Source organism: Labilibacter marinus (genome assembly GCF_001659685.2).
Classification (GTDB): domain Bacteria; phylum Bacteroidota; class Bacteroidia; order Bacteroidales; family Marinilabiliaceae; genus Saccharicrinis; species Saccharicrinis marinus.
The window spans coordinates 90131-116188 of sequence record NZ_LXYE02000010.1; the positions used below are offsets into that span (position 1 = coordinate 90131).

Sequence of the window (26058 nt, forward strand, 5' to 3'; positions counted from 1 at the left end):
TGAAAGGATTGCTACTTTGACTGCATACTGCATACTTGGTTTTAAAATCTTCGTTCTATGTAGTTGAAAAATGCTTGAGTCACTTCCTGTTCGTCATCCCAATTAAAATTGGATTTAATAAATGATTGAGCAGAGGTGAAATCTGGTAGGTCGTTAAGTTGTTGCAATGTTTGGCTCATGACCTCCGATTTGCCATTAAATAATTCGCGTTGAAACATAAAACGATCGTTAATGCCTAATCCTTTGGTAAGGTCAGTCACAGGTTTGCCTTTCAATACCTTTTTAGCATCGCTCACTTGGTTAGTGGCAATGATGTCATTGACAGATTTTTTTTCGCCAGCAAAGGATTCTCCTAATGTTTTTGAATTATCTTCTTTATTAATCTCTACAGTAGGTTCCGAAATAATTGTTTTTCGAGTTTCAATTTGAATCTCAGTTTCCGTAACTACTTCTTCAATAATTTCTTTTTTTATTTCAGGAATGATTTCTTCAGCAACAGGGTCCTCTACTGGGGGTTCTTCAGTAACAGTAGGCTCTTCTTTTGTATTTTCAACAGGAGTAGAAACTTCTTCGTTAATAGCAGGAGGAGCTTGAACGGGAGTAATAGGTTCTTCTTGATGCTTTGGTGTTTGAACATGAATTGATTGAGAAACATTACCACTGTTGAGGTCTTTTAAAAGACTAAAATCCTTTACCAATGCGTTTAATTTATCCTCCGTTAAATTTAAAAAAGGAGTAGGTATAGTTGCTTGTCCTTGAAACGTTTTAACCATGGTTTCAACTTCTCCAAGGTCCTTTAAAATATTGTTGAGTAAAGTTTCTTTATCCATAATAGTATCAAATCAAACTCTTTTTTTCTTATTTTGCAAAGTTAGTGATAATATAATATTAAGTAAGGAGTTAATTCCATTGTTGTTAGTTGAATTGCGTAAATGTTTTTAGAAAATAAAATAAATAAGGCGGGAAAGCATGGCTGGATTGAAGTGATAGCTGGTTCTATGTTTTCGGGGAAAACAGAAGAGTTGTTGCGTCGTTTAAAGAGAGCAAAAATTGCCAAGCAGAAAGTGGAGATTTTTAAACCCCATGTGGATGTACGTTATAGCGACAATGAAGTGGTGTCGCATGATGAGAATTCCATTATGTCGACACCTGTTGAAACATCGGGTAATATTTTATTGCTGTGCGGGAATGTGGATGTTGTTGGAATTGATGAAGCTCAGTTTTTTGATAATGGCTTAGCTAAAGTGTGTCAGCAGCTTTCTAACCAAGGAATACGGGTAATTATTGCAGGTTTAGATATGGACTTTCAGGGTAATCCTTTCGGACCTATGCCAGCATTGATGGCAGTAGCAGAATATGTAACTAAGGTTCATGCTATTTGCATGAAATGCGGCGATTTAGCCCATTTTTCTCATCGTTTATCCAGTGAGGAAAAATTAGTTTTATTAGGAGAAAGAGTAGATTACGAACCCTTATGTAGGTCGTGTTACACAGTGGTAAACAATAAATAATGCAAGCATATAAATTTAGTGATATAGGCCAATGGCTAAACGGTAAGCTGATTGTAGGTAGGGATACTACTTTTACCAATATTATTACAGATAGCCGTTCGGTAAGCAATCCTAAAGATTCTTTATTTATTGCAATTTCTGGTAAAAACCATAATGGCCACCAATATATTACCTCATTATATCAGCAGGGAGTACGTTGCTTTTTTGTGGAGCCAGATTTTACAATTTCAGATCACCTAAATGATGCAAATTTTTTTGTTGTAGAAAATACCTTATTGGCTTTTCAGCAATTGGTGGCTTACAAACGGAGCTTGTTTGCTTGCCCTGTTGTTGGGGTAACAGGGAGTAATGGCAAAACCATTGTAAAAGAGTGGATTTCGCAACTGGTAGGGAAGTCCAAAATAATGGTTCGCTCCCCTAAAAGTTATAATAGCCAAATAGGTGTTCCTTTATCTGTTTGGCACTTAAATGCTACTACAGAGCTGGCTGTATTTGAGGCGGGTATTTCGCAAAAAGGTGAAATGGAAAAGATCGCTAGCATTATTTCTCCAACTATTGGGGTAATTACTAATATTGGGGCTGCTCATCAAGAGAATTTTTCATCTCAACAAGAAAAACTTCAAGAGAAGTTGAAGCTTTTTAAAGATAGCGACGCGATTGTTTATTGTGCCGATTCTAAATTGATTAAAGAAGGTGTTGAGCGCTGTTATCCAAATAAAAAAATGTTCTCATGGGGAACTTCTTCAGATTGTACTTTAAATATCTTAGCGAAAGAAACATCTGGCAGTATTATCCATGTTGAGATAAAGTATAAGGATGAAGTTTTTGTGCTCGAATTGCCATTTTCAGATGAAGCTTCCTTTGAAAATGCGATGAATTCAATTACTGTATTATTGTATTTAGGATATGATTTCGGTTATATCAGTACTGCGATAAAAAAACTAGTTCCAGTTGCTATGCGCATGGAATTAAAAGAGGGCGTGAATAATTGTTTGGTGATTAATGATAGTTATAATTCCGACCTTTCATCACTGTCTTTGTCATTGGACTTTTTGGTACAACAAAGCAAAAATAAAACGCAAAGCAGAACATTAATTCTGTCGGATATATATCAGAGTGGAATTCCTGATTTAGAACTCTGTCAGCAAATTAATACGCTTTTAAAAGATAAAAATATAAGCCGTTTAATTGGAGTGGGAGAAGGTTTAAGAACACATTGTAATCAGTTTGATATGGATGCTGTTTTTTATGATTCAACAAACGAGCTACTGCAGTCTTTGACCACTCATATGTTTAAAAATGAGGCCATATTAATTAAGGGCTCCAGAAATTTTGAATTTGAGTTAGTTTCCGAAGTGTTAGAAATGAAGCATCATCAAACTTGCTTGGAAATTAATATGAATGCTTTAGTGGATAATCTCAACTTTTACCGCTCTAAATTAAAGAGCACGACTAAGGTGCTAGCTATGGTAAAAGCCTTTAGTTACGGAAGTGGTTCGTATGAAATTGCGAGCATCCTACAACATCAAAAAGTAGATTATTTGGGTGTTGCTTTTGCGGATGAGGGTGTAGAACTGCGCAAGGCGGGTATTTCGCTTCCCATTATAGTGATGAACCCAGAGGAAAAAAGTTTTCCTTTAATGATAGAGCATCATCTAGAGCCTGAAATATATAGCTTTAAAGTGCTAGGTCAGTTTATTGAGCTCTTTAAAAAGGAAGGGATTTCTGATTATCCAGTTCACATAAAATATGATTCTGGTATGAATCGTTTGGGTTTTGTTTCTGACGACCAGCAAAAATTATTTGAAGTTTTAAAGGAGCAGCAAGAGCTTCGGGTGAAATCTTGTTTTTCTCATTTAGTAGGAAGCGATGAAAAACAATTTGATGCCTTTACGCATCAACAGGTCGATGCTTTTAAAGTGTTTACTGCTGAGTTGGAACGACACCTGAATTACTCCTTTATTAAACATATTCTAAACTCAGCAGGTATTTTAAGATTTCCTGAAGCGCAGTTTGATATGGTTCGATTAGGAATTGGTATGTATGGCATTGGGGCTGTAGAACAGCAAAAGTTGAAGAGTGTTACTCGTTTTAAATCATTTATATCCCAGATAAAATACGTTAAGGCACATGAAACCATAGGTTATAGCAGACAAGGAGAATTAAGTTATGATGCCGAAATTGCTATTGTTCCTGTGGGCTATGCAGATGGCTTAAACCGCAGATTAGGAAATGGGGTTGGTAAGATGATAGTGGGTGGTCAGTTGGCAGTAACAGTAGGAAATATTTGCATGGATATGTGTATGATTGACGTTACAGGACTGAAAGCTAATGAGGGAGATGAAGTAGAAATATTTGGGCCAGATAACTCCGTAGACGATTTAGCGCAAAGTATAGATACTATCTCTTACGAGGTGTTTACTAGTATTAGCAGGCGTGTAAAACGAGTATATTACTACGAGTAGATACAATTAGCAATAATCAATGAACAGTTAGTAAGTCCTTGATTATTGATATTTGTTCATTGTTAACTGTTCATGGTGGGTTTATCCTAATTTGGATATTTTCTCCAGTTTTTCGGTATCTAATATCCTAATGATTCTACCGTCAACAGTAATTACTTCTTCATTTACAAAGGTAGATAACGTTCGGATTGCATTAGAAGTAGTCATGTTGGAGAAGTTGGCTAAATCCTCACGTGATAAATAAACGTTTAAAGTCTGTTCGTCCTCTTCTAAACCGTATATTTCCTTTAATACAAGTAGGCTTTCGGCTAATCTTCCTCTAATATGTTTTTGCGTTAATGTAACGGTTCTGTACCTCGAAAAACCTAGTTCCTGAGCCAAAGAGCGAATGATATTTAAACTGAACTTGTGGTTGTTTTCAAGTAATTCAAAAACAAGTGCCTTAGGAATAAAAAAGATAGTGCAGGGTTCAATAACAACGGCCGAAGCAACATGTGGCCCTTCTGCAAAGAAAGCTCTGTATCCGATGAAACTAGTAGGATTGGCCATGCGTACAATTTGGTCTCTTCCTCCAAAACCAAGTTTGTAAACCTTCACCTTACCAGAGCCTAAGCATAGTAATCCATCAGGAACCTCACCCTCTTCATAAATCACTTCATTTTTTTTGTAATGAACTGCCTTGTGGTTGTTGAGTACTTTCTCCTTCTCTTCATCGGTCAGAACATCGTATAACTGCGATATGTCTTTAATACTAGGTTCTTTGATTTCAGTCTTGTCGGCTCTTCTTGGCATCTTAAAATATGTTGTACAACATGTGAATATCGCCAAAAATAGAAAAAAGCATACATACTACCAAGTAAAATAGAAGTATTACAGAGAGTTTTATCTGTTTTGTATGATATTAACCTTAGTTCTTTAAAATTTTGACACTAATGGTATTCTTCGTCCTAAGCCAAATGCCTTTGATGATACTCTGATGACAGGGGCAGTTTGGAAGCGTTTGTACTCATTTATGTTGACCATTCGTACGGCTTTATTAACTACTGCTTCTTCAAACCCTGCAGCAATTATTTTCTGTGGAGATTCATTTTTTTCGATATAATTAAACAGAACTTGGTCAAGAATACCATAATCAGGTAACGAGTCGCTGTCTTTTTGGTCGGGACGTAATTCTGCAGATGGCGGTTTAACAATTGTATTCACAGGAATTACCTCGCCATCCTTGTTCATGAACTTAGCCAAGTCAAATACGTCTGTTTTGTACACATCACCTAATACAGAAAGGCCTCCATTCATATCGCCATAAAGCGTTCCGTAACCAACAGCTGCCTCACTTTTGTTAGAGGTATTTAAAAGAATATGTCCAAATTTATTGGAAAGAGCCATCAGCAAGGTTCCTCTCACTCTGGCTTGAATATTTTCTTCGGTAACGTCAGGTTCAAGGCCTTCAAAGATAGAGGCCATGGTATTATCCATGCTACCCACAATATCTTTAATGGGCACAATGTCGTATTGAACTCCCAAGTTGTTCGCCAAGTCTTCAGCATCTTTTATGGAATGGTCAGAAGAATATTTAGAAGGTAGTAGTAAAACGCGCACATTCTCTGCTCCCAAAGCACGCGCAGCAATTACCACTGTAACAGCTGAGTCAATACCTCCAGATAAGCCTAAGGTAGCTTTGGTAAAGCCCATTTTATTGAAATAATCCTTTACGCCCAATACTAAAGCATCATGGATTAAGGCTATTTTTTCTTGCGATTCTGGTTCAATAACATTGCAATGTTCAATATCTTCAAGTTTGCAGTATTGTACATCCTCCGTAAATGAATTAAGCTGATTTACCACTTTTCCTTGGCTATTCACTACCATCGACCTGCCGTCAAAAACAAGCTCTGTATTGGCTCCAATTTGGTTGACATAAACGTATGGAAGTTGATTTTTAGCGGCTTTGTTTTTGATAATCTGCTGCCTAATTTCTCCTTGGTTATATGAAAATGGCGAAGCAGCAATGTTAATCACTAAATCAGGATTTAATTGCTTTAACTCCTTCATCGGAGATTTGGTATATAGCTTACTTTTAGCAAAAGAATTAGCAACAGGCTGTTCGTCCCATAGATCTTCACAAATAGTAATGGCTAGTTTTTTGCCATTTATTTCAACTAAGCTAAACTCGCTATTGGGCTGAAAATACCTGTACTCATCAAATACATCGTAATTAGGAAGTAAGGTTTTATTGTGCACCGATTGTATTTTTCCATTACCTAACACAAAGGCAGAGTTAAATAGCTTTTTACCTTTAGGTTCTGGGTTAATACTTGGGCATCCAACAATGGCTGTAACTGATTTGCATTTTTTAGCAATAATATCAACTTGTTGCAAGCATTGCTCAACAAACTCTTCTCTTTCTAACAAATCAAGTGGCGGATAACCGCAAACGGCTAGTTCAGAGAACACAATTAAATCGCAATTATCGTTTTGGGCATTTTCAATGGCCTTGATAATTTTTTCGGTATTGGACTTAAAATTTCCAACGTGATAGTTTAATTGAGCTAATGCTATTTTCATTTCTTACAATTCACTTAATTACTACAAAAGCGACTTCTGAATGAATATCGCTTTTAATTCTTGTTATATGATACTTTGTTAAGCCTTTTTCTTAAAAGATAACGCCAAAGTTAAATACTAAGCGATTCAATACAACTTTATCGTTTACCGTACTATTTTTTGTTATATCAGTTAAGCCTTGGTTGTAGGTTACTCCTAATTTTAGATAAGTGCTTCCACCTACCGAGTACTGCATACCTCCACCAAACTTATAGCCAAAGTTCATTAAACGTACTTCTTCGCTAAGGCTTTTGCCCGAACCATTATTGGTTTTAATATTTATTTGTCCAGATAATCCAAAAATACCGTAGTAGCTTGAGCGCTGAAAATCACTAGTTTGAAGTTTTAAACACAAAGGTACTTCAATGTATTTTAAACGATATTCCAAACTTTCGTTAGGGTCTAAAGTTTCTACCTCACCACCAATAATTATATCGGTTTCGTCAATATATCTTAAATGACCACCTGTAGTGTTAATAGTTAGTCCAGTCGAAAAGGCATAATTTGGAGCGAAAAACTTATCCATTTCAATACCAAAATTATACCCCATTAAGTTACCATTACCGTCGGTTTTACTATGGTCGGATTTAAGCCAACTTAACTGTGGACTTAATACAAAAGCAAAACGAAGGTCAGATTCTCTTTCTGACGATTGAGCCGTTACTGTATTCACAGAAATAAAGGCTATCATTAATATTAATGCTATTTTCTTCATGGTAAAATGATTATTCTTTTAGTTAAGATTTGCAAACTTAATAAAAAACGAAAAATTATAAGCTATAGTGCCTATAATCGCAAGATTCATTTTTTATACATTTTTGGCTCTGCGGCCGTAACGTTGTGCAATAAAGCTGATAGTAATCAATTGTAAGGAATGATAAATCATGATAGGTAATATAAATATACCTTGAGAAGCCATTCCTTTAAATAACACATCGGCCATAACAGAACCATGAACTAAAGATTTTTTAGAACCACAAAATAATGCTGTTATCTGGTCTTCTTTACTAAACTTTAGCTTAAAGCAGATGATTAAAACAATAGCATAAACCAAAATAAATATAGCTACGATTAAAATGATGGCAATAAGCAGATAGTATATTTTTATGCCATCGAATATGTTGGCTAAGAATGATTTGCTAAAGCTGTTGTACACAATGATTAAAATAATACTCTTATCAAATAAGGTTAGATACTTACCGTACTTGCGTGCCGTATTTCCTATGTATTTGTTAAGTGATAATCCAAGAATTACAGGAACTAGGATTTTAACGATTAGACTAACTACACTATCCATTAAGTTAAAGTCACCTGTTGAAGTGCTCATAAAAAGTCCCATCCAAAGCGGCGTAATAATAATTCCTAAAAGTCCTGATATACTCGCGTTAAAGATAGCTCCAGGAATGTTTCCTTTAGCAATAGAAACCATAACAACAGAGGAAGAAACGGTTGATGGAAGTGCTGCCATAAAGAATAAGGCTAGCCAAAGTATTTCTGTTTCTGCTGTTTTTACCAAAGGTTTAAAGCAAATAACTATTAAAGGAAAAATAAGAAAGGTAGTTGCTTGAACCAGAAGGTGAAGACGGTAATTAGATAAACCTTTTTTCATTTCCTTGGGACTAAGCTTAAGTCCGTAAAAAAAGAAGATAAGCGATATGCCAATGCCGCTAATTGTTTCGAGCGGAATTAGGCTGTCTTTATCTCCAATGCCTGGCACCCAATAAGCCAAAGCAATCATCGCTAGCAGACCTACAATAAAACCATCAATTTTTTTGAGCATCTTTAATTATTTTGCGCAAAATTAGCAATACTAATTAACTATTGCAGGTTTTCTTATTGATTGCAGGCTGACATAGGTATTTTATGCTAAAATTTTTAAGTTTGAGGTTGAATAAGAAATAAAAGAAAATGCAAAATATAATGAAGCTAAAATATGTAGTTATAATATTGGTTTTGGTACTGGGAGCTATCTCCTGTAAGGATAAAACCATGCATCCAGAGGTGAGTCATATTAATGTAGAGCTTTCTGTTGTGCCTATTTATCAAGAGATACATGGGATGGATACGATGAAGGTAGAGGAGGAAATAAAGCCTATTTTGGAAAAGCATCCAGCGTTTATGCAGGCTTATGCGCATAAGATTGTTAAGCTAGGAGATCCTGCGTTACCTGATTTTTCAAAGCGCCTGTACGACTTTGTTACTTATCCTGCCAATAAAGATATTTTTACAAAGTCTAAAGAAGTATTTCCTGATTTTAATGACTTTGAGCAAGAGCTAGAAGAAGGATTTAAACATTATAAATACTATTTTCCAGAGGCTACTATTCCTGAAATATATCTGATGATATCAGGTTTTAGCCAATCCATAGCAGTAGATTCATTATGGCTAGGAGTGAGTGTTGAAAAATATTTGGGGCAAGATTGTGAATTTTACGAGTGGTTAGATATATATCAGTATCTCCGAATTGGTATGGTTAAAGAAAAAATGGCTCCAGATGTATTACGAGCTATTGCATTAACCAACTATCCTAATCATCCGAAAGTAGAAGATTTAATCAATAATATGGTGTATCAAGGTAAGATGAGATATTTTGTACATCGTATGTTTCCTGATATAAAAGATACCCTGCTTTTTGATTATACAGCTGAGCAAATGTTGTGGTGTAATAACCATGAACCAGATATGTGGGCTTCGTTGGTTGAATGGAAACATTTATTTAAGGAAGATAGAATGATGATTCAGAAATATACAGGGGATGCTCCGTTCACTTCTAATTTCGGTAATAATTCGGCGCCTAGAGCTGGTGAGTTTATTGGCTATAAGATTGTAGAATCTTACATGAAGAAGAATGAAGAAGTCACCTTGAAGCAGTTGATGCAAGAAACGGATGGAAGAAAGATTTTAGCAGCTTCAAACTATCGCCCTTAGATATTGTTATGGAGGATAAGTTAACGCTTAGAAAACGGATTCAGCAATTAAAAAAAGAGCTTAGTCATGAGCAACAAAAGGATGAGAGCCAGCAAGTATTTACTAAGCTAGAACAGCTTGAGGTGTTTAAAACGTCCAAAAATATTCTTTGTTATTGGTCTTTGCCTGATGAATTAGCAACGCAAAGTTTTATCAAACATTGGTATAAGGATAAAAGTATTTATCTGCCCAAGGTCGTGAATAAGAATCTTACGATTCATCGGTATGAGGGAATGGGTTCGATGCAAAAAGGGAAGTATGACATTTTAGAACCAAATACTCATTTTTTGAAGGATTTAGATGTGCTGGATTTAATTATTGTACCAGGCATTGCTTTTACGAAAGCAGGAGAACGAATGGGCAGGGGAGGTGGATACTACGACCGGTTTTTACCCCAAGTGCCTAAAGCTATCAGAGTGGGAGTGGCCTATAATTGCCAAATTGTGGATGATATCCCTTCGGAGAGTCATGATGTAAATATGTCTTTGGTGCTGACTTCAGGGCAATAAAAAACCCCGCTTAAAAAAGCAGGGTTAAATTTTTTTTACAGACAGTAATTATGCTGGATTGATAGCCTCTGTAGGACATACATCTGCACAAGTACCACAGTCAGTACAAGCTTCTGCATCAATTTTATAGATATCACCCTCAGTAATAGCGTCTACTGGGCATTCGTCTAAGCATGTTCCACATGCAATACAATCTTCATTTATAACGTAAGCCATTTTCGTAATGTTTTTATTAATATTATAGAAGCAAAAGTATTTTCTTTTTTTTTATATTAAAACAATATGTCCGCTTTTGCTATAATTTGAAACGTTTTTAAATAAGATAATTTCGTCAAAAATAGCCTTTGCATTTCTATTGTAATCTGTTTTAATCCTTTAAAATATCCAGTGCAATATAAGCCATGGTTCCAACGGAAGTTTCTAAAGATGATTCGTTTAGGTTGAATCCAGGGGTGTGCAACCCACCTGTTGGAATATTGTTCACTTGCTTAACTCCAAAGCGATAAAACGTACACGGGTACTCTTGCGTGTAGTATCCAAAATCCTCAGCAGTCATTCTAATGTCCATTTTATGCACGTGTTCTTGCCCTAAATACTTTTGAGCTGCGGCAAAAGCTCGCTCTGTAACACCCATTTCATTGGTAACCACAGGGTATCCATCGTTAATTTTTACTTCGCAAGTGGCGCCCATACTAGCTGCCATTTCTGTGCTTATTTTTCGAATCTGAGCCTTTATTTTTGCTCTCCATTCTTCATTCATCGTACGTAAAGTACCTGCAATTTCTACCTTTTCAGGGATAATATTGGTTGCTCCATCGGCTATCACTTTACCAAAGGATAGTACCGTAGGAATGTTAGCAGGTACCATTCTGGCTACAATCTGTTGTAAAGAAACGATGAGGTTAGCTGCAATTAATACATTATCGTTTAACGTATGTGGCATTGCTGCGTGGCCACCTTTCCCCTTTACAGTAAGATAAATTTCATCACCTGAAGCCATATACATACCTTCCTTAAAACCAACATCGCCTGCTTCCATATCTGGTAAAACATGCTGACCAATAATGATTTCTGGTTTTGGATTATCCAAAGCGCCTTCTTCCATCATTAATTTAGCTCCCCCAGGAAACTTTTCTTCTCCTGGTTGAAAGATAAGAAGAATAGTTCCTTCCCACTGGTCCTTTAATTCGTTTAGTATTTTAGCAGTTCCCAATAAGGAAGCCGAATGCGCATCGTGCCCACAGGCATGCATAACGCCTTTATTGCACGAAACAATCGGATTGTTTTCGTTTTCAATAATAGGTAAAGCATCCATGTCTGCTCGTAAAGCAATTACCTTTTTATCTGGGTTTTTACCTTTAATGCTTCCAATGATGCCTGTTTTAACATAGCCATGCTTATATGGGATCCCATATTCATCTAACTTAGAGCAAATGTACTTTGAAGTGTTGTGCTCCTCAAAAGATAACTCTGGGTTTTCGTGAATATGACGACGAATGCTAAGTATTTCGGAATTGTATTTTTGGGTCAGGTCTTTAACAGTCTGCTTTAAATCCATGGTTATATCTTAAAAATTAGAGCTGCAAATATACTACATCTGATTTTATTGTCTCCTCTTAATTTAGATTCCTCTTATTTATTTCCATATTACATTACCTAATTAAGGTAAAAGGTTTAAATTTACCCTAAAAAAAATGGGGCATCATCATCATAACGACCATCATCATGGGCACCACCATCCCGAATTAAAGGGTAAAAATTTAATGGTGGCCATCTTTTTAAATATCCTGATTACTGTTGCGCAGGTTATAGGTGCTATATTTAGCCATAGTTTATCTTTAATGACGGATGCTTTGCACAATCTATCGGATGTGATGGCATTGGTGATTAGCTATGTGGCTAACAAACTGGCTAAAAGAAAACCCACCCAGAAACAATCTTTCGGTTATAAGCGAGCAGAAATACTGGCTGCGTTTATCAATGCGGCTACCCTTTTAGGAATTTCTATTTATTTAATTGTGGAGGCGGTTGAACGCTTGGTGACCACTAAAAATGTTGAAGTAAGTGGTGAGCTGGTGATGTGGTTGGCCGGTTTAAGTATTGTAGCCAATGGATTAAGCGTTCTGTTGATTCAAAAGGATGCTAAGAATAGTATGAACATGAAAGCAGCTTATTTGCACCTGTTTTCGGATATGCTTACTTCCATAGCTGTACTTATTGGAGGGGTTTTAATGGCCAAATGGGGATGGTATTGGATGGATAGTTTATTGTCTGTGATTATTGCGCTGTACCTTATTATTTCTAGTTGGAAGTTGGTGTTAGGGTCTACAAAAGTATTGATGCAATTTACGCCAACAGGAATTCATTTGGATGAGGTTGTATCGGAGTTGAGTAATATTACAGAGATAAAGAATGTACATCATGTGCATATTTGGCAATTAACAGATCATGATATTCATTTTGAGGCGCATCTCGATTTTAAGCAGGATATGAAATTGTCGGAGGTAGATAAAACATTAACTACGGTGAGGGAAATGTTAGATCATAAGTTCCATATTCATCATGTTACTTTACAGCCAGAGTTTCATGTATGTGAAGATAAATCGGTGCTGGCAAATGAGCATTAAGCTCCCTTATGGCTTGGATTATTTGTCGTGTATGGCTTTATTTGTGTAACTAAAATTGAATTACTTTTTTAAATAATATGTCACAGAATTATAAGTTCACCCAAAATAAAAAATGCGAATACTTTCCTTGTCACAAGGGCATTAAAGAAGAGGATTTTAATTGTTTATTCTGCTATTGTCCATTGTATATGCTAAAGGATAAATGTGGTGGAAATTTTAAGTATAAAAATAATGTAAAAGACTGCAGCGCATGTACTATCACCCATTTAAAAGGAAAAGGGTACGAGCATGTAATGAGCAAAATGAAGGAAGTTATTAAGATAGGAAGCGAACAGGGTTAATGCATCTTTTTTAAAGCATCTTCCAAAATGGGTTTTAATGTATTGGGAGTGGTTTTGTGTAGTTGTATTGTAGTGCACTCGTTAAAAACTAAAAAATCTTTTAGTTCCTTGGTCAGTGCATGAATAAAGGCATCTGTTTTTATGGTTTTGTCTTCCATGGCAAGGTGATTAATATGAAAAAGCTTGCTCTTTCTATCAGCCTTGCAATCCATTCGGGCTACAAATTTTCCATCCCATAATACAGGTAACGAGAAATATCCATACTGACGTTTTGCTGCAGTAACGTAACATTCTATCTGGTAATCAAAATTAAATAAAGCTTGCATTCGCTTTCGCTGAATCAATACATTATCGAAAGGCGATAATATACGCAGTTTGCTTTTTGATAGCGGATTGTTGAGTAATTCTAATGATTTGGGTAGGGCAAAATAAACCGAATCATTGACCTTTATTTCAATGACTTCTTTATCTGAAAGCATTTGTTGTAGCATACGGCTTACAAGCGTTTTTGTGTTTTTTATAAGGTAGGCCATTTCGCTGGCTATGCCTAGTCCGTTGGCTTGCAGATAACGTGTAATTAAAAACCGAGCATACTCTTCATTTGTAGGAAACGTAGTATTGGTATTTTCAGGTAATACCCTTTCTGTAAGGTCGTAAACCTTATGGAAATTAACACGTTTCGTAATCATTAATTCACCTTGCATAAATAAATATTCCAAGGCTCTTTTGGCAGGTTTGCTCCCCCAGTCCGCTATTGTTGTGGCTTTATGCTCAAAGTCTTTGGCCATTAACGGACCTTCTGCTGTAATACGCTTTAAAACTTCATTCATCAGGGTGGTGTCTCGCTCGTACCAGTGGTTCTCAAGCCCTGAGGCTATGGCTTTTTTACGAACCAAACTAAAACGATAATCGCGCATGGGTAAATATGCCGCAGCGTGCGACCAATGTTCAAATACCTTTTTATCTGCTACTAAATCATCTAAATGTGAAGCTTGGTAAGGATGATTTCTGTTCCATAAAGTATGATGGTGTGCCCGTTGAATGGCAGAAATAGTGTCGATTTGAATATACCCCAAGTGCTCAATAGCGGCCAGTGTTGCATCTTTGGCAGAGCTTGATTTTTGTTCGCTTAAAACTCTTTGCGATAGCAAAACTAATTTTTGTGCTTGAGGTAATGATATGGACTCTATTTTCTTTGTCATCTTAATGTTTATAGTTTTCCTTCCTTAAATTGATTAATGATTTCTCCTGCAATGCTTCGGTCAGGCGGATAGGTGGGTAAGGCATCTTTCGAATACCAGGCAGCTTCGGCTATTTCTTTGTCATCTATAGTTATGGCTTGCATTTGATCTACTTTGGCCACAAAACCTAACATCATAGAGCTTGAAAAAGGCCATGGCTGACTGCTATGGTATTGAAAATTATCTATATCAATACCTACTTCTTCTTGCAGCTCACGCTTAACTGCGTCTTCAACCGTTTCGCCAACATCTACATAACCTGCAATTAACGAAAATAAACCAGGAGGAAAGTGTGCTCCACGAGCCAATAATATATTATCACCACAAATAACAGCCACTATTATGGCCGGAGAAATATTGGGGTGAGAAATTCGTTGGCATGAAGGACAAATAATAGCTCTTTCGTCCTGCTTTAATTCAGTTGCGGTTCCGCAAGTACCACAAAACTTATTTTGGGCATACCAAGTTTTTAACTGAAACCCTACAGCACTGCAATAATCTAGTTCTATCTGAGATTTTGTATTTAAAGAATTGGTTTCGTGATAGGAGAATGTTTCATCCTCAGTAACACCATCGTTTTCAACTAAAAAACAAGGTGTTTCGTTAAATGAGAATAAGAAAATGCCTTCTGAATGGCAATGCTTCAAATCCTTTTTACGAGGAATGGTAAAAGCGGAATCAGTAGCTTTTAATAACAAGGATTTCTCTTTAAATAGAAATACATAATCATCATCTTCGATTAATGTTCTTGTAGAGAATTCGTTACTAAAAGTATGTGGAAAAATATCTTGTATCATTATAGAGTTTAGTGTGTTGAGATGAATGCAAATGTAAGTAAAAGTTAGAGTAATCCATCCATATATGGTGAGTGAAAGAGAGTAGCTAATTTATTCGGACTGATGCTATTATTCAGCTATAAGTGGGATATTGTAGGTTGTAGTTATTAAAGTATACGATATAAAAGCATTTTTCCATTATTCAGTCGCCTTATTTTGTGAATAGTGAAAGATTTCCCATTTTGTAAAGTCTTTACTTGCAGTGGTAAAATGTCTTCTGATCAATGTAAAACTCCTTCTGAACATTGTAAGGTCTTCACTTTATGTTGTAATGCATCAACTTAGCTTTGGAGAATGTCTACTGAAAGAGGGAAAATGTTCGCTTAATGCGGGAAAGCAGCTACTTTTAATATATCATCTCAAAATTAAGGAATTGCTTGCGCTTTTGATTGTAAAACATCGTTTGACTTTTGTGTCTCTATTTCATCTGTTTTTTAATTCTTGATAGATATACTCCTTTAGTTTCTTGGGTAATCTATCGACAAAATAGTTTTGAGAAGGATTATTTTTATCATAAAGGATATGTTCTTCATCATCATCTAATAAATTATCAGCATTCAATACCTCTTTTTTTATGGTAATAGGTTTATTGTCTTGCGCTATAAAGGAAAACTCTAGAACAAAATATCTTGTATCTCCAATGACAGTGGTTTTAGGAGCTTTTGCTAGTGTTGCTGTAGTTATATAACCGTTTTTTACGTGATAAATAAATCTGTTCGTATTTTTAAATCCTCTAATTAAAAAGTAAACACCAACTAGGCATATTCCCCACATAATAAGAGAACCTTCCGTTATAAATGAATTTCTCATACCTTTAATACGGTGAGTATTTGGGTGGTTTTTAAGATACTCAATATCTATGTAATCACCCTTTTTGATCATTAAGTTGCCATCTGTACCAAAGGATGTTCCATAAGAGCTTCCTAAACCAGGGATATCTATCCTGTAGTCGTAAGCCGTATAGTCGGCATTAAATAAATAGTATCCTGTAGGAACTACTGCAAGAATTTGACCTGGTGTTTCTGCTTTGCTAGAAAATAGGAATCGTGAAGAAGCGAAATCTATTTGAGAGTACATGGCAAGGGATACAAGCTGACCAATTAAAAGAATGACCAAACCAATTATGGTCATGGGGTTCTGTAAAAAGATATAGCTTATTAGTTTTTTGGGAGGTTTAATTTTGTAATGCGCGCTCATTATTGGTCATTTGTTAGGTGGATATTAGGCTTTTTGGCAAGCTTTACCTATAGATATCTTGAGTTTGTTCTTTCGTTAGCTTCATGGTCTTCACTTTTAAAAGACCAAGTTCAATGGCTGGTTCAAAATGTTGCAAAGCCTTTTCGTTGGTATTACTAGGACTACTATTTTCTAAATCCTCAGGAAGTTCAACTAGTATTAAAAGCAAATAGGCTTTAATATTTTTCGCTTTTCTATAATGATATAGCGCGCTCAATCTTAGGTATAAATAGTCGCGGTTATATTTAGATATTCTAGGTTTGACCTCAACAAAAATTTCTGAGTCAGAAGTTTCTATATAACCATCAAAAATGGGACTTATCCGAGAGATGGGATCGACATTATTAAAGCTTTTAGAGAAAGTAACCTGCTCGTTAAAAAGATAATTGGTGTAGTTGTTGGCTTCGATAAATTGGTTTAATACTGTTTTTTCAAATTTCCTAATATCCAATCTTTTTTTGTTCGGAGTTGTATCTTCCTCTCCATGAAGATCTTCTTTTTCTTTGGTTTCTTCTTCAATTCTTTCTGGGTCTGCTTTTATAACGGTTAGTATTTCTTTTAGCTCATTACCCGAAATACCCACCGATTGCGTTTGTACAGAAATATTATTAACGAGCATATTTAGCAAGCCTTCCTTTTCTACCTTCAGCTCTTTTACTTCTTTGCTTTTCTCTTTTACTTCTCTGTTTAAGCTCAATATTTTGCCAAAGGAAATATTGTCAAAGGCTTCGCTAAGAACAACAATAATTAGTAACATAATAAGGGTGACTAATCCATTCGAAATTTCCCCTTGCGGTTTGGCTATAAAAAAGTTATAACTGATGAGTACAGTTATTAATAGGCTAAGCATTAAAATCAGGATTCTAACAAACCAATTGGTCTTTTTATTTTCCATAAGTGATAATTAAAAACAGGTTATTATGTTACTCTCTAAAAATAGTAATTAGTTTCGTGTACTACGGTTTTTTATCGAAAATAATTGTAGTAAACTGCTACGGCATAAAATATATACCGTTTATGCCAGCTCTGCTTTGTACAGATAGAACTAGTTATTTCTGTTTTTATAATAATTTATTTTGTTATATATTGTGTTTCTAACTTAGACCTTAAACATGAATCACAGAATTGGAAATATTTCAAATTATTTAGCAGGGCTATTTCTATTTATTTTTGGCATTATCTACCTCTTTAAGCCAAGTTTTATGCCTTACCATAGCCAAGCTTTATCGTTAGATTGGAGTGAAGTTGATCATCCTACCCAGATATTAATTTTAGCTTTAATGCGGGTTGTTTCTGCAGGATATATTGCTGGAGCAATTGTGATTATTACCTTACAAAGAAAATTTTCATCTTCACAACTTTCTTGGATACCAGCATTAATATTAATATTCGGCTTAATTGTTGGAGTTATTTCAATCTACGGAACATTTTTGGTTCGACTAAATTCACCAGGCAAACCACCTATTGAGACTATTTTGTTGGGAATAGTTTTGGTTGTTATTGGTTATATATTCAATAAAAAGTCATTACTCAAAACAAAAAGTGTTTAGAATTGGGCATAAAAAAAGCGCCCCAATGGAGCGCTTTAATATTATCGGGTAGTGAGTTTTATTAGTTTAATAACTCAGCTAATTTTTCTTCTAAAGCAGGACCTCTAAGGTTTTTAGCAACAATCTTTCCTTCTTTATCTAATAGTAAAGTAAAAGGAATTCCGGTTACACCGTATGAGTTAGCAACAGAACCATCAGCATCAAGAACCTGAGTCCAAGTTAATCCATCATCGCCAATTGCTTTTTTCCAAGCCGCAGCATCTCTATCTAAAGAAACACTTAATATATCAAAACCTTTTGAAGCATATTCGCCATAAGCTTTTACTACGTTAGGGTTTTCAGCACGACAAGGCTTGCACCACGACGCCCAGAAATCTACTAATAAGTAGTTTCCTTTTAAAGATGATAAAGCAACTTTTTCACCATCTACAGTTTCTAAAGTAAAATCAGGAGCAATTGCACCAATCTCAGTAGCTTTGGCAGCCTCTTCTGCTTTTGCCATTGGCTCTAAAGCTTTTTTAAGGTCAGCCACATATTTACTTTCTCCAAGGCTAGTTTCAAACTGACCTACTAAATCTTTAAATTCATCGTAACTGAATTCGCTGATAGCTTGTAGAGCCATGTGTGCACCAACTACGCTATTCGTATTATTTTTAATGAAGTCAAGAAAGTAAGCTTTTTGCTCTTCCATTAGTTCATTAACTTCGTTTTTCATGTCTTCCATCGCTGCCTGATCTCCTCTTGACATGGCAGCTTGGTAATCTAAGTCCATTTGCTTCATGCGATCATTACCAGGAACACCTTTTACAAAAGCCAAGTAAGTGTCTGTAATTTCCGATCCAGTAATTTCAGCTTCTTGCATGTTTGCAGGATCTGCAGTAATGTTAATGTTAGCATTCTCTCCAAAAAATACAATTGGAGTACGGTTTTCTGCAACAAAAATTAGATATAGCTCCGGTTCAGCAGCAGTTCCTGTAAAAGTAAATTTTCCTTCAACAATTTCCGCAGTATCAATAGGAGCTGGTCTACCATCAACTATATTTTGCAAAATAGCTTTTCCTTCTGTTACCCCTTCAATTGTACCAGTAATGGTATATGAAGTAGGTTGGCAAGCAGCAAAAATAATGGCCATTAGGGCCACTAAAAATAAATTCTTCATTATGTGTTTGTTTTTAATATGGCAAAACCTATTGTGCTGCCAAAGTTTAATTTATTATTGATTTATCTTTCCAAAATATTGATCGAGTAGTTCCTGAGCTGCCGAAAACGAACTTATTTCGTTACTCAACACCTTGTTTTTATACTCCTCTGTTAAGCTGGCAATTTGTGGGTTATTATAAAAGTTCGATTTTAATTTTTCATTGATACTTTCAAACATCCAGTATTGCGACTGCTCATTTCTTCGGTGCCCAAAATAGTTATTTTGATTTGTTTTATCTACATATTCTTTCACCATATCCCAAACTTCAGCAACCCCTCTGTTTTCTATGGCAGAATAAGTTTCAACTTTAGGTATCCAACCTGATGGTGTTGGCGGAAATAGATGCAGCGCATTGGTATATTCAGCTTTTGCTAAGTTGGCACGTTGAATGTTATTTCCATCGGCTTTATTAATCGCAATAGCATCAGCCATTTCCATAATACCACGCTTAATGCCTTGCAGCTCGTCACCTGCACCTGCCAGCATAATCAATAAAAAGAAATCAACCATAGAATGTACGGCTGTTTCAGATTGACCAACACCTACTGTTTCAATAAATATTGTATCAAAACCAGCAGCCTCGCATAAAATAATGGTTTCGCGGGTTTTACGAGCAACACCTCCTAGAGAACCCGCAGAAGGAGAAGGACGTATATAAGCATTCGCTTCTGCCGCAAGCTCTTCCATGCGTGTTTTATCACCTAATATACTTCCTTTAGATCTTTCGCTACTTGGGTCAATAGCTAATACAGCTAGCTTTCCTCCTTGTCGGATAATATGCATTCCTAAGGCTTCAATAGTGGTACTTTTTCCTGCACCTGGAACGCCCGTTATTCCTAAACGAATTGATTTTCCCGAATGAGGTAGGCATTTTTCTATGATTTGTTGAGCTACAAGCTGGTGGTCTGGTCGTGCACTTTCAACCAAAGTAACGGCTTGACTAAGTAGTGTTATATCTCCTTTTAAAATACCTTCGAAAAATTCGTCTACGGTAGGAAGTTTTCTTTTTTTCTTTAAAAATCGTTGAGCTGCGGCCGAGTTTACTGTTTGCACGTTTTCAACTCCTTTGTTTACATTAAGATTTTTAAAATTGTCGTCGTTTTCTATATGATGATGATCGTCGTGAGCCATGTTGTACTAAATATTAATAACTGCGAATTTACATTTTAAAATTGAGATATGTACAACTAATGAGATGCAGAAAAGTTGAAATGAAAAAAGGATTTTAGAAAGTAAAACCTACTTTCTAAAATCCTTTATGTTTTTTACTGCGTGCTAGCCAATGCTTAACGATTGGGCTTAGCGATAGTGTTAATTAACCGTTCCTTGAATTCTTAATAGAATATTGCTTGCTAAAGGATCATTGGTAATTACCGTGATCGATTTATTCTGACGACCTTTTTTACCTGCTGAATTAAATTCTGCAGTGATGCTAGTTTCTTCTCCTGGAGCTATAACTGTTTTGGCAGGCTTAATAGCTGTGCACCCACAAGAGGCTTTTACCTTACGTATAATTAAATCAGACTTACCAGTGTTGGTAATGTTGTATGTATGCGAAGCTTTGTTGCCTTGCTTTAATTCGCCAAAATCGAATATTTTATTGTCTACCGAAATTTTTGCTGCCTGTGCTTTTTTATCAGAACTCCAGCTTGCAAAGTCTTCCTGAATATTCGCATTTACACTGATGCGGTTTTTGTAATTTGTTTTACCGTTCATTTTTAAAAATATCTGGTCGTAAACAAAACCCCAGTCATTTTTAACACTCGCATCGTAGCTCGCAGTGATAATTGCTTTTCCTCCTGGCTTAATGCTCTGTGGAGTCATCTCCATTGTAATATGCTTAGGAACTCTATCAAAAGTAATATTGATAGTAGAATCCGAAGTGTTGATTAATTCTACTTCTTCCTTCTTTTTCTCTTTAGGCTGAATTCGCGTAAAGCTAATATGGGTAGTTTTGAATCGTAATGGACCTACTACTCTAGGGTAGTCGTCTTCAATCGTTCTTGGTTTGGGAGATACTTCACCCGTAATTCTTAAAACCGTATTAGGTGTTTGCGTATTAGCCGTTACAGTAATTGTTTTATTAAAAACACCAGGACGATTTTTAGGATCGAAAGTAGCTTTAATAAAACCTTCTGCACCTGGAGCAATAGGTTGTCTACTCCACTCAGGAGAAGTACAGCCACAGCTGGCTCTTACATTGTGAATAACTAAAGGTAAGCTGCCCGTATTTTTAAAGTTAAACGAATAAACTACTTTGCCCTTTGCTTCTTCTACTTTACCAAAATCATGTAAAGTTTCTTCAAAAGAAAATGCAGGTTTAGAATGTTGTGCCCAAACAGCCGAAAAACAAATTAAGGCGGTAAAGATGAATACAATCTTTTTCATGGTAATTAATATTTAATTGTCTTGTTCAATAAACTTATGAGTTGATGATAATATCAACTCTTCTTAAGTTTTAATTTATAAGGTTAATTTGAGTATTTTCTAATGCAAATCTAATAAAACAAAATTATCGTCACCACTACTTAATATACATTAACATCACATTAACGCGTCTTGTACAATGTAGTTGATTTATGAATGCTTTAATATCAGCCTTAAACGGTAGGTAAAGCAAAATGTTTCCTTCCATTTAAAGGACTGTTTAAAATCATATAAGGTTTTTTTGAGTGTAGAAATTAAAACCATTACTTTAGAATTTAATTAAACAATTTGCTTTATAACAAAACCTTTTTGTTTAAGCATTGTTAATTTATCGTTGTTGTATTATAGCCAATAATCATATATACTTGCTATAAAAAATACAATAATGTTTGACAGATAGAGTGTTAAAGCAATCATACTTAAATAATATGCAATACGATTTAGTAGTAATAGGTAGTGGCCCAGGAGGCTATGTTGGAGCCATTAGAGCTTCGCAATTAGGTTTAAAAGTGGCTATTGTTGAAAAAGCCGAACTAGGTGGGATTTGTTTAAACTGGGGATGTATTCCAACAAAATCGTTGTTGAAGAGTGCATCTGTATTCGAGTATATTCAGCATGCCGAAGAGTATGGAATAAATATAGAAGGCGAATCAAAGGCTGATTTTGAAGCCATGGTTAAACGCAGTAGGGGCGTAGCCGACGGAATGAGCAAAGGTGTTCAGTTTTTGCTTAAAAAGAATAAGATTGATGTAATCAACGGTTTTGGTAAACTGAAAGGTAATAAAGTAGTTGAAGTGAAAAAAGAAGATGGTTCTACGGAAGATATTTCTGCAGAGCACATTTTATTAGCTACCGGTGCAAGAAGTCGTGAGTTACCAAATTTACCGCAGGATGGTAAAAAAGTGATTGGTTACAGAAAAGCACTTACCTTGGATAAGCAACCAGAATCTATGATTGTGGTTGGTTCGGGTGCTATTGGTAGTGAGTTTGCTTATTTTTATAATTCAATAGGTACAAAAGTTACTTTGGTAGAATACCTGCCAAATATTGTGCCTTTAGAGGATGAAGAAGTTTCTAAACAATTAGGTCGTTCGTTTAAAAAGGCCAAAATTGATGTGATGGTTTCTTCAGAAGTATTAAGTGTAGATACAAGTGGCGATAAAGTAAAAGCGGTAATTAAAACTAAAAAAGGAGAAGAAACACATGAAGCTGATGTAATTTTATCGGCTGTTGGTATTTCTCCAAATATTGAAGGTATTGGTCTGGAAGAAGTAGGTGTTGAAGTTGAAAAAGGCAAAATAAAGGTAGATGAGTTCTATCGTACTTCTGTAGCAGGTGTTTATGCTATCGGGGATATTGTTCCTGGACAAGCGTTAGCGCATGTGGCATCAGCTGAAGCTATTACTTGCGTTGAGAAAATTGCAGGTCATCACCCAGAGCCTATTAACTACGGTAATATTCCTGGATGTACTTATACATCACCTGAGGTTGCTTCTGTTGGTATGACAGAAAAAGCGGCTAAAGAAGCGGGTTATGAGCTAAAAATAGGTAAGTTCCCATTCTCGGCTTCAGGAAAAGCCAGTGCAGCAGGTCATAAAGATGGATTTGTAAAATTAATTTTTGATGCTAAATATGGTGAGTTACTGGGAGCACATTTAATTGGAGCTAACGTAACTGAAATGGTAGCAGAGCTTGTGGTAGCTAAAAAACTAGAGACAACAGGCTTGGAGTTGGTGAAGTCTATTCATCCACATCCAACCATGTCTGAAGCTATTATGGAAGCCGCAGCAGCAGCTTATGATGAAGTAATTCACATTTAAGATATAGGTTTATTAGAGATGAAAAAGGCGGCAAGTTGAAATATACTTGTCGCCTTTTTTAGTATGTGTTTTTTAAAATTATCTCTGTGACATAGCCATGTATGCTTTAACTTCTAAGGCAATTTTTTGGTTGCATTCGTAGGTTAACGACTTGTAGTTAACTAAGTCTACAATGGTACCTATCACGCAAAGTCCTCCTGTAAAGAAGTATAATATACCCATTCCAATTTGGTTTAAGATAAAGCGATGCAGACCTGCCAAGCCAAATAGTCCTACTAAAGTAAGAATCAAAATCATTTGCGGATCTTTACGTCTCGACCTGTATAAAATGGCAAAGTTTTTTACTTCATCTTCACTAAAGTCTTTAAGCAAGCTATCAATAAAGGCAGCTTCCTCCATGTCAAGGTCTGGGAAAAAGTTAATTATTCTGTTCATTTCGATTGGTTTTTATTGGAGTGTTTTTAAAAATTGTATACACTCGGTAAGATAATATTATTATTGCAATAATTCCTAAAGGGTGACTCTTAAATGATTGTATCCATTCTCCACGTGCTAAGAAGCCAATGGAATGTCCTAATCCACAACCTGGGCAAAAGCCTAATCCGCTATTTTTTATCAGACACAAAGAGTAATGGTCGTTGGCCCAAGGGTCGGATAGAGCCATTAGTGTTAATCCAACAATCCAAACAGCGGCTTCCAAATATCTGTGAAGTTTAAATTTTGGTATGGAGAATTTGCGCATTATTACTCTACGGTTTAGGTATATGAGGAATGATAAAGGAAAATGTTGAGCCTTTGCTCTGAACACTTGTAAACCATATTTCACCACCCATAATATTTAGTAATGATTTGGAAATATTTAATCCCAAACCAACACCTTTATGATGGCCCATATACACCTGATCTAATCTTCTGAATCTTTCAAACACAAAGCTTTTTAGCTCCTGTGGTATACCTATTCCATAGTCACGTACCGAGATGAGGCAATACTGTTGATGCTTAAGATCGTAGGTTTGTAATTCTGTTAGTTTCTTAATTTCCTCTCTCGAATGAAAAGCATAACTAAGAGTTATGGTGCCAGTAAAGGAATACTTAATGGCGTTATTAATAAGATTCTGTATGATCTGGTTTAACCTAAATTTATCTACGTATAAGTTTTCTGGTCCTGATTTAGGTAATTTATGTTTAAGCTTGAGTTTAGGTTTTTGATAATGTGCAATCTGAACGATATTTCTTTTTACTAATTCATCCATAAAATCAGGTAAGTGAATATTGTCGTAATTGAGTTTTACCTCATTGGCATCAATTAAAGATAGATCAAGTACGTCGTTTACTAAGCGTTCTAAAATCTGCGAACTTTCAAAAATATGGTTTACATACTCATCAAATTCTTTGTTAGTATTTTCTTGTTTGATGATATCAGAAAAGCCAATAATGGCATTTAGTGGCGTCCTTATTTCGTGAGAAACGTTGGCGATAAACGAAGTTTTAACAGATTCGGATTGCAAGGCCTGGTCTCTGGCGGCTTCCAACTTATTACGATACCTTTTCTGGTTTCGATTGTTAATGATGAGTATTAGAATAATAGCAATACAGGCAATGATAAAAAACGCATTAACTAGTATTAAACGTTTAAACTTATAAAAGATGGATTCCGGTTTATTAACGATGATGGCATCTCTAGGTAAGAGGGATAATTCAACATCAAAATTCCTAAGTTGATGGTAATTATAAACTAACTCCCCCTTAGGGTATAAAAACTGTGGAGAAATTTCTTCTCCATTAATTCTTTTAATAGCCATTTTAGCTACTAGTTTGCCATGCCCTTGTCCTCTGTTTCGTTCACCTCCCAATACATTATTTGTATTTTCATTGATGGCCATATCCGAAAAAACAGGCACGTGGTATGGAGGAGTTATATGATTCAGTATACTTCTATATGGTTTAAATAAGCCCTTTTTCTCAAAAGTTCGGTTAAATAAATACACAATATCTTCCTCGCCTAACGATTGTAATAAGCGAACAATGGAGTCTGAATTATCGCTACTTACTGTTTTTAAATCGGAACTTTCGTAATCTAGCATGAATTTGCTGACCGTACTTTTGTAAATAGAATCACTCACCGTTTCGTTAAAGATAGCGTACACGTTTTTTCGTTGCGGGAATAAACGGTGCATACTATGGAAAATCTGTTGTAGGTTTCTTCCTTCTACAACGCCATAGGCCTCTATATTTTTAAACGGATACTCTTCAATATTGGTAATGCCACAAAAAATAAGTGGTTTGTTTTTGAATAACACTGAATCTTGATGCGCAAGAAAGAAATCTACAGCGTCGTTGTCGCATGCAACAATTAAGTCAAAGTTAGAAGAATCGTATTTAGCATCTAGATAATTGTAAAAAGAAGGAAATACAACAATACGACTGAAACGTTTGGTATCCATAAATTCAGCAAAATAATTGATGTTAGGATTAAAATCAATCACTTGCTTGAACCCTTCGGTTACTTCATCCGTCCATGGGTACCCTACATTATATGAATTGATATATAATATGTTTTTAACCTCACCTTGCGCTCGTAGTTGTTGAGGCCAGAAGAAAAATAAACATAAAATAAAAGATAGTAGATAGCTCTTCACAATTTCATTAATTTGCGATAAGTTAATGAAATTGTGAAGAAAAATAAATTCTCGCGCGGAATAAATACAGTAAGGGTTATTTTT

The 26058-nt window shown here is 35.6% G+C and carries 25 protein-coding genes; 8 read left to right on the forward strand and 17 right to left on the reverse strand.

The features are described from left to right. Positions 1 to 41: 41 nt before the first annotated feature. Positions 42 to 830: a hypothetical protein gene (locus tag A8L32_RS04665; protein WP_066628152.1), complete on the reverse strand. Its 789-nt coding sequence runs from the start codon at positions 828 to 830 to the stop codon at positions 42 to 44. Between the two features lie 102 nt (positions 831 to 932). On the opposite strand from A8L32_RS04665, the gene A8L32_RS04670 reads away from it, so the two are divergent. Then, the gene (locus A8L32_RS04670) at positions 933 to 1511 is read left to right on the forward strand and encodes a thymidine kinase (RefSeq protein WP_066628161.1); all 579 of its coding nucleotides are present in this window, start codon (positions 933 to 935) and stop codon (positions 1509 to 1511) included. Then, on the forward strand, positions 1511 to 3976 hold the full coding sequence (locus A8L32_RS04675) for a bifunctional UDP-N-acetylmuramoyl-tripeptide:D-alanyl-D-alanine ligase/alanine racemase (RefSeq protein WP_066628164.1): 2466 nt from the start codon (positions 1511 to 1513) through the stop codon (positions 3974 to 3976). The genes A8L32_RS04670 and A8L32_RS04675 overlap by 1 nt, the downstream gene beginning before the upstream one ends. Positions 3977 to 4057: 81 nt before the next feature. On the opposite strand, the gene A8L32_RS04680 is transcribed toward A8L32_RS04675, so the two are convergent. The 4 genes from A8L32_RS04680 to A8L32_RS04695 form a co-directional block, all read right to left on the reverse strand. Continuing rightward, positions 4058 to 4768: a Crp/Fnr family transcriptional regulator gene (locus tag A8L32_RS04680; RefSeq protein ID WP_066628167.1), complete on the reverse strand. Its 711-nt coding sequence runs from the start codon at positions 4766 to 4768 to the stop codon at positions 4058 to 4060. A gap of 123 nt (positions 4769 to 4891) precedes the next feature. After that, positions 4892 to 6541 (reverse strand): NAD+ synthase, encoded by a 1650-nt coding sequence (locus tag A8L32_RS04685; protein WP_066628170.1) that lies wholly within the window; start codon positions 6539 to 6541, stop codon positions 4892 to 4894. 91 nt (positions 6542 to 6632) lie between these two features. Continuing rightward, positions 6633 to 7295 (reverse strand): porin family protein, encoded by a 663-nt coding sequence (locus A8L32_RS04690; RefSeq protein WP_066628173.1) that lies wholly within the window; start codon positions 7293 to 7295, stop codon positions 6633 to 6635. Positions 7296 to 7388: 93 nt separating this feature from the next. Next, entirely contained in the window at positions 7389 to 8360 is a 972-nt protein-coding gene (locus tag A8L32_RS04695; protein WP_066628176.1) for a bile acid:sodium symporter family protein, read from the reverse strand. 128 nt (positions 8361 to 8488) lie between these two features. Here A8L32_RS04695 and gldB point away from each other — a divergent pair, with 128 nt between their 5' ends. Together gldB and A8L32_RS04705 are read left to right on the forward strand one after the other, a co-directional pair. Beyond that, the gene (gldB, locus tag A8L32_RS04700) at positions 8489 to 9508 is read left to right on the forward strand and encodes a gliding motility lipoprotein GldB (protein WP_143525020.1); all 1020 of its coding nucleotides are present in this window, start codon (positions 8489 to 8491) and stop codon (positions 9506 to 9508) included. An 8-nt stretch (positions 9509 to 9516) separates the two neighbouring features. After that, positions 9517 to 10056 (forward strand): 5-formyltetrahydrofolate cyclo-ligase, encoded by a 540-nt coding sequence (locus A8L32_RS04705; RefSeq protein WP_066628179.1) that lies wholly within the window; start codon positions 9517 to 9519, stop codon positions 10054 to 10056. A 48-nt stretch (positions 10057 to 10104) separates the two neighbouring features. On the opposite strand, the gene A8L32_RS04710 is transcribed toward A8L32_RS04705, so the two are convergent. Then, positions 10105 to 10272, reverse strand: a complete 168-nt coding sequence (locus tag A8L32_RS04710; RefSeq protein WP_066628186.1) for a DUF362 domain-containing protein — start codon at positions 10270 to 10272, stop codon at positions 10105 to 10107. A gap of 151 nt (positions 10273 to 10423) precedes the next feature. Further along, positions 10424 to 11614, reverse strand: coding sequence for a M20 metallopeptidase family protein (locus tag A8L32_RS04715; protein WP_066628190.1), 1191 nt, complete (start codon positions 11612 to 11614; stop codon positions 10424 to 10426). A 136-nt stretch (positions 11615 to 11750) separates the two neighbouring features. On the opposite strand from A8L32_RS04715, the gene A8L32_RS04720 reads away from it, so the two are divergent. Continuing rightward, the gene (locus A8L32_RS04720) at positions 11751 to 12683 is read left to right on the forward strand and encodes a cation diffusion facilitator family transporter (protein WP_066628193.1); all 933 of its coding nucleotides are present in this window, start codon (positions 11751 to 11753) and stop codon (positions 12681 to 12683) included. 77 nt (positions 12684 to 12760) lie between these two features. Then, positions 12761 to 13024 (forward strand): cysteine-rich small domain-containing protein, encoded by a 264-nt coding sequence (locus tag A8L32_RS04725; protein WP_066628194.1) that lies wholly within the window; start codon positions 12761 to 12763, stop codon positions 13022 to 13024. Here the strand turns inward: A8L32_RS04725 and A8L32_RS04730 are convergent. The 4 genes from A8L32_RS04730 to A8L32_RS04745 all read right to left on the reverse strand — a co-directional run bounded on the left by A8L32_RS04730 (position 13021) and on the right by A8L32_RS04745 (position 17232). Continuing rightward, the gene (locus A8L32_RS04730; protein WP_198931729.1) at positions 13021 to 14226 is read right to left on the reverse strand and encodes a winged helix-turn-helix domain-containing protein; all 1206 of its coding nucleotides are present in this window, start codon (positions 14224 to 14226) and stop codon (positions 13021 to 13023) included. The genes A8L32_RS04725 and A8L32_RS04730 overlap by 4 nt on opposite strands. A gap of 8 nt (positions 14227 to 14234) precedes the next feature. Continuing rightward, complete coding sequence (gene nudC, locus A8L32_RS04735; RefSeq protein ID WP_066628198.1) at positions 14235 to 15062, reverse strand: NAD(+) diphosphatase; 828 nt, start codon at positions 15060 to 15062, stop codon at positions 14235 to 14237. A 462-nt stretch (positions 15063 to 15524) separates the two neighbouring features. Next, the gene (locus A8L32_RS04740) at positions 15525 to 16232 is read right to left on the reverse strand and encodes a hypothetical protein (protein WP_066628200.1); all 708 of its coding nucleotides are present in this window, start codon (positions 16230 to 16232) and stop codon (positions 15525 to 15527) included. A gap of 109 nt (positions 16233 to 16341) precedes the next feature. Next, positions 16342 to 17232, reverse strand: coding sequence for a LapA family protein (locus tag A8L32_RS04745; protein WP_066628203.1), 891 nt, complete (start codon positions 17230 to 17232; stop codon positions 16342 to 16344). Positions 17233 to 17449: 217 nt separating this feature from the next. On the opposite strand from A8L32_RS04745, the gene A8L32_RS04750 reads away from it, so the two are divergent. After that, a complete protein-coding gene (locus tag A8L32_RS04750; protein ID WP_066628206.1) occupies positions 17450 to 17887 on the forward strand; it encodes a hypothetical protein in 438 nt (145 codons plus the stop codon). Between the two features lie 61 nt (positions 17888 to 17948). On the opposite strand, the gene A8L32_RS04755 is transcribed toward A8L32_RS04750, so the two are convergent. From A8L32_RS04755 to A8L32_RS04765, 3 genes are all read right to left on the reverse strand, one after another. Continuing rightward, entirely contained in the window at positions 17949 to 19046 is a 1098-nt protein-coding gene (locus A8L32_RS04755; protein WP_066628209.1) for a TlpA disulfide reductase family protein, read from the reverse strand. 54 nt (positions 19047 to 19100) lie between these two features. Continuing rightward, positions 19101 to 20219 carry a methylmalonyl Co-A mutase-associated GTPase MeaB gene (gene meaB / locus A8L32_RS04760; RefSeq protein WP_066628212.1) on the reverse strand — a complete coding sequence of 373 codons (1119 nt, stop codon included), beginning with the start codon at positions 20217 to 20219 and terminating at the stop codon, positions 19101 to 19103. A gap of 180 nt (positions 20220 to 20399) precedes the next feature. Continuing rightward, complete coding sequence (locus A8L32_RS04765; RefSeq protein WP_066628214.1) at positions 20400 to 21476, reverse strand: DUF1573 domain-containing protein; 1077 nt, start codon at positions 21474 to 21476, stop codon at positions 20400 to 20402. 467 nt (positions 21477 to 21943) lie between these two features. Between A8L32_RS04765 and lpdA the strand changes: the two genes are divergently transcribed. Further along, entirely contained in the window at positions 21944 to 23335 is a 1392-nt protein-coding gene (gene lpdA / locus A8L32_RS04770) for a dihydrolipoyl dehydrogenase (RefSeq protein ID WP_066628223.1), read from the forward strand. Between the two features lie 78 nt (positions 23336 to 23413). On the opposite strand, the gene A8L32_RS04775 is transcribed toward lpdA, so the two are convergent. The 3 genes from A8L32_RS04775 to A8L32_RS04785 are packed head-to-tail and all read right to left on the reverse strand — an operon-like array spanning position 23414 to position 25974. Then, complete coding sequence (locus A8L32_RS04775) at positions 23414 to 23770, reverse strand: TM2 domain-containing protein (protein ID WP_066628226.1); 357 nt, start codon at positions 23768 to 23770, stop codon at positions 23414 to 23416. Further along, positions 23754 to 24077 (reverse strand): DUF2752 domain-containing protein, encoded by a 324-nt coding sequence (locus A8L32_RS04780; RefSeq protein WP_066628228.1) that lies wholly within the window; start codon positions 24075 to 24077, stop codon positions 23754 to 23756. The genes A8L32_RS04775 and A8L32_RS04780 overlap by 17 nt, the downstream gene beginning before the upstream one ends. 7 nt (positions 24078 to 24084) lie before the next feature. Next, positions 24085 to 25974, reverse strand: a complete 1890-nt coding sequence (locus A8L32_RS04785) for a sensor histidine kinase (RefSeq protein WP_066628230.1) — start codon at positions 25972 to 25974, stop codon at positions 24085 to 24087. Positions 25975 to 26058: the final 84 nt, after the last annotated feature.

Bases quoted from the DNA above. Each gene is read 5' to 3' on its own strand.
- A8L32_RS04765 (WP_066628214.1), bottom strand. From the start codon at position 21,476: ATGAAAAAGATTGTATTCATCTTTACCGCCTTAATTTGTTTTTCGGCT.
- A8L32_RS04730 (WP_198931729.1), bottom strand. From the start codon at position 14,226: ATGACAAAGAAAATAGAGTCCATATCATTACCTCAAGCACAAAAATTA.
- A8L32_RS04755 (WP_066628209.1), bottom strand. From the start codon at position 19,046: ATGAAGAATTTATTTTTAGTGGCCCTAATGGCCATTATTTTTGCTGCT.
- A8L32_RS04715 (WP_066628190.1), bottom strand. From the start codon at position 11,614: ATGGATTTAAAGCAGACTGTTAAAGACCTGACCCAAAAATACAATTCC.
- A8L32_RS04705 (WP_066628179.1), top strand. From the start codon at position 9,517: ATGGAGGATAAGTTAACGCTTAGAAAACGGATTCAGCAATTAAAAAAA.
- A8L32_RS04740 (WP_066628200.1), bottom strand. From the start codon at position 16,232: ATGACCATAATTGGTTTGGTCATTCTTTTAATTGGTCAGCTTGTATCC.
- nudC (WP_066628198.1), bottom strand. From the start codon at position 15,062: ATGATACAAGATATTTTTCCACATACTTTTAGTAACGAATTCTCTACA.
- A8L32_RS04710 (WP_066628186.1), bottom strand. From the start codon at position 10,272: ATGGCTTACGTTATAAATGAAGATTGTATTGCATGTGGAACATGCTTA.
- A8L32_RS04685 (WP_066628170.1), bottom strand. From the start codon at position 6,541: ATGAAAATAGCATTAGCTCAATTAAACTATCACGTTGGAAATTTTAAG.
- A8L32_RS04680 (WP_066628167.1), bottom strand. From the start codon at position 4,768: ATGCCAAGAAGAGCCGACAAGACTGAAATCAAAGAACCTAGTATTAAA.
- A8L32_RS04750 (WP_066628206.1), top strand. From the start codon at position 17,450: ATGAATCACAGAATTGGAAATATTTCAAATTATTTAGCAGGGCTATTT.
- gldB (WP_143525020.1), top strand. From the start codon at position 8,489: ATGCAAAATATAATGAAGCTAAAATATGTAGTTATAATATTGGTTTTG.
- A8L32_RS04690 (WP_066628173.1), bottom strand. From the start codon at position 7,295: ATGAAGAAAATAGCATTAATATTAATGATAGCCTTTATTTCTGTGAAT.
- A8L32_RS04675 (WP_066628164.1), top strand. From the start codon at position 1,511: ATGCAAGCATATAAATTTAGTGATATAGGCCAATGGCTAAACGGTAAG.
- A8L32_RS04725 (WP_066628194.1), top strand. From the start codon at position 12,761: ATGTCACAGAATTATAAGTTCACCCAAAATAAAAAATGCGAATACTTT.
- A8L32_RS04780 (WP_066628228.1), bottom strand. From the start codon at position 24,077: ATGCGCAAATTCTCCATACCAAAATTTAAACTTCACAGATATTTGGAA.
- A8L32_RS04670 (WP_066628161.1), top strand. From the start codon at position 933: ATGTTTTTAGAAAATAAAATAAATAAGGCGGGAAAGCATGGCTGGATT.
- A8L32_RS04775 (WP_066628226.1), bottom strand. From the start codon at position 23,770: ATGAACAGAATAATTAACTTTTTCCCAGACCTTGACATGGAGGAAGCT.
- A8L32_RS04665 (WP_066628152.1), bottom strand. From the start codon at position 830: ATGGATAAAGAAACTTTACTCAACAATATTTTAAAGGACCTTGGAGAA.
- meaB (WP_066628212.1), bottom strand. From the start codon at position 20,219: ATGGCTCACGACGATCATCATCATATAGAAAACGACGACAATTTTAAA.
- A8L32_RS04695 (WP_066628176.1), bottom strand. From the start codon at position 8,360: ATGCTCAAAAAAATTGATGGTTTTATTGTAGGTCTGCTAGCGATGATT.
- A8L32_RS04720 (WP_066628193.1), top strand. From the start codon at position 11,751: ATGGGGCATCATCATCATAACGACCATCATCATGGGCACCACCATCCC.
- lpdA (WP_066628223.1), top strand. From the start codon at position 21,944: ATGCAATACGATTTAGTAGTAATAGGTAGTGGCCCAGGAGGCTATGTT.
- A8L32_RS04745 (WP_066628203.1), bottom strand. From the start codon at position 17,232: ATGGAAAATAAAAAGACCAATTGGTTTGTTAGAATCCTGATTTTAATG.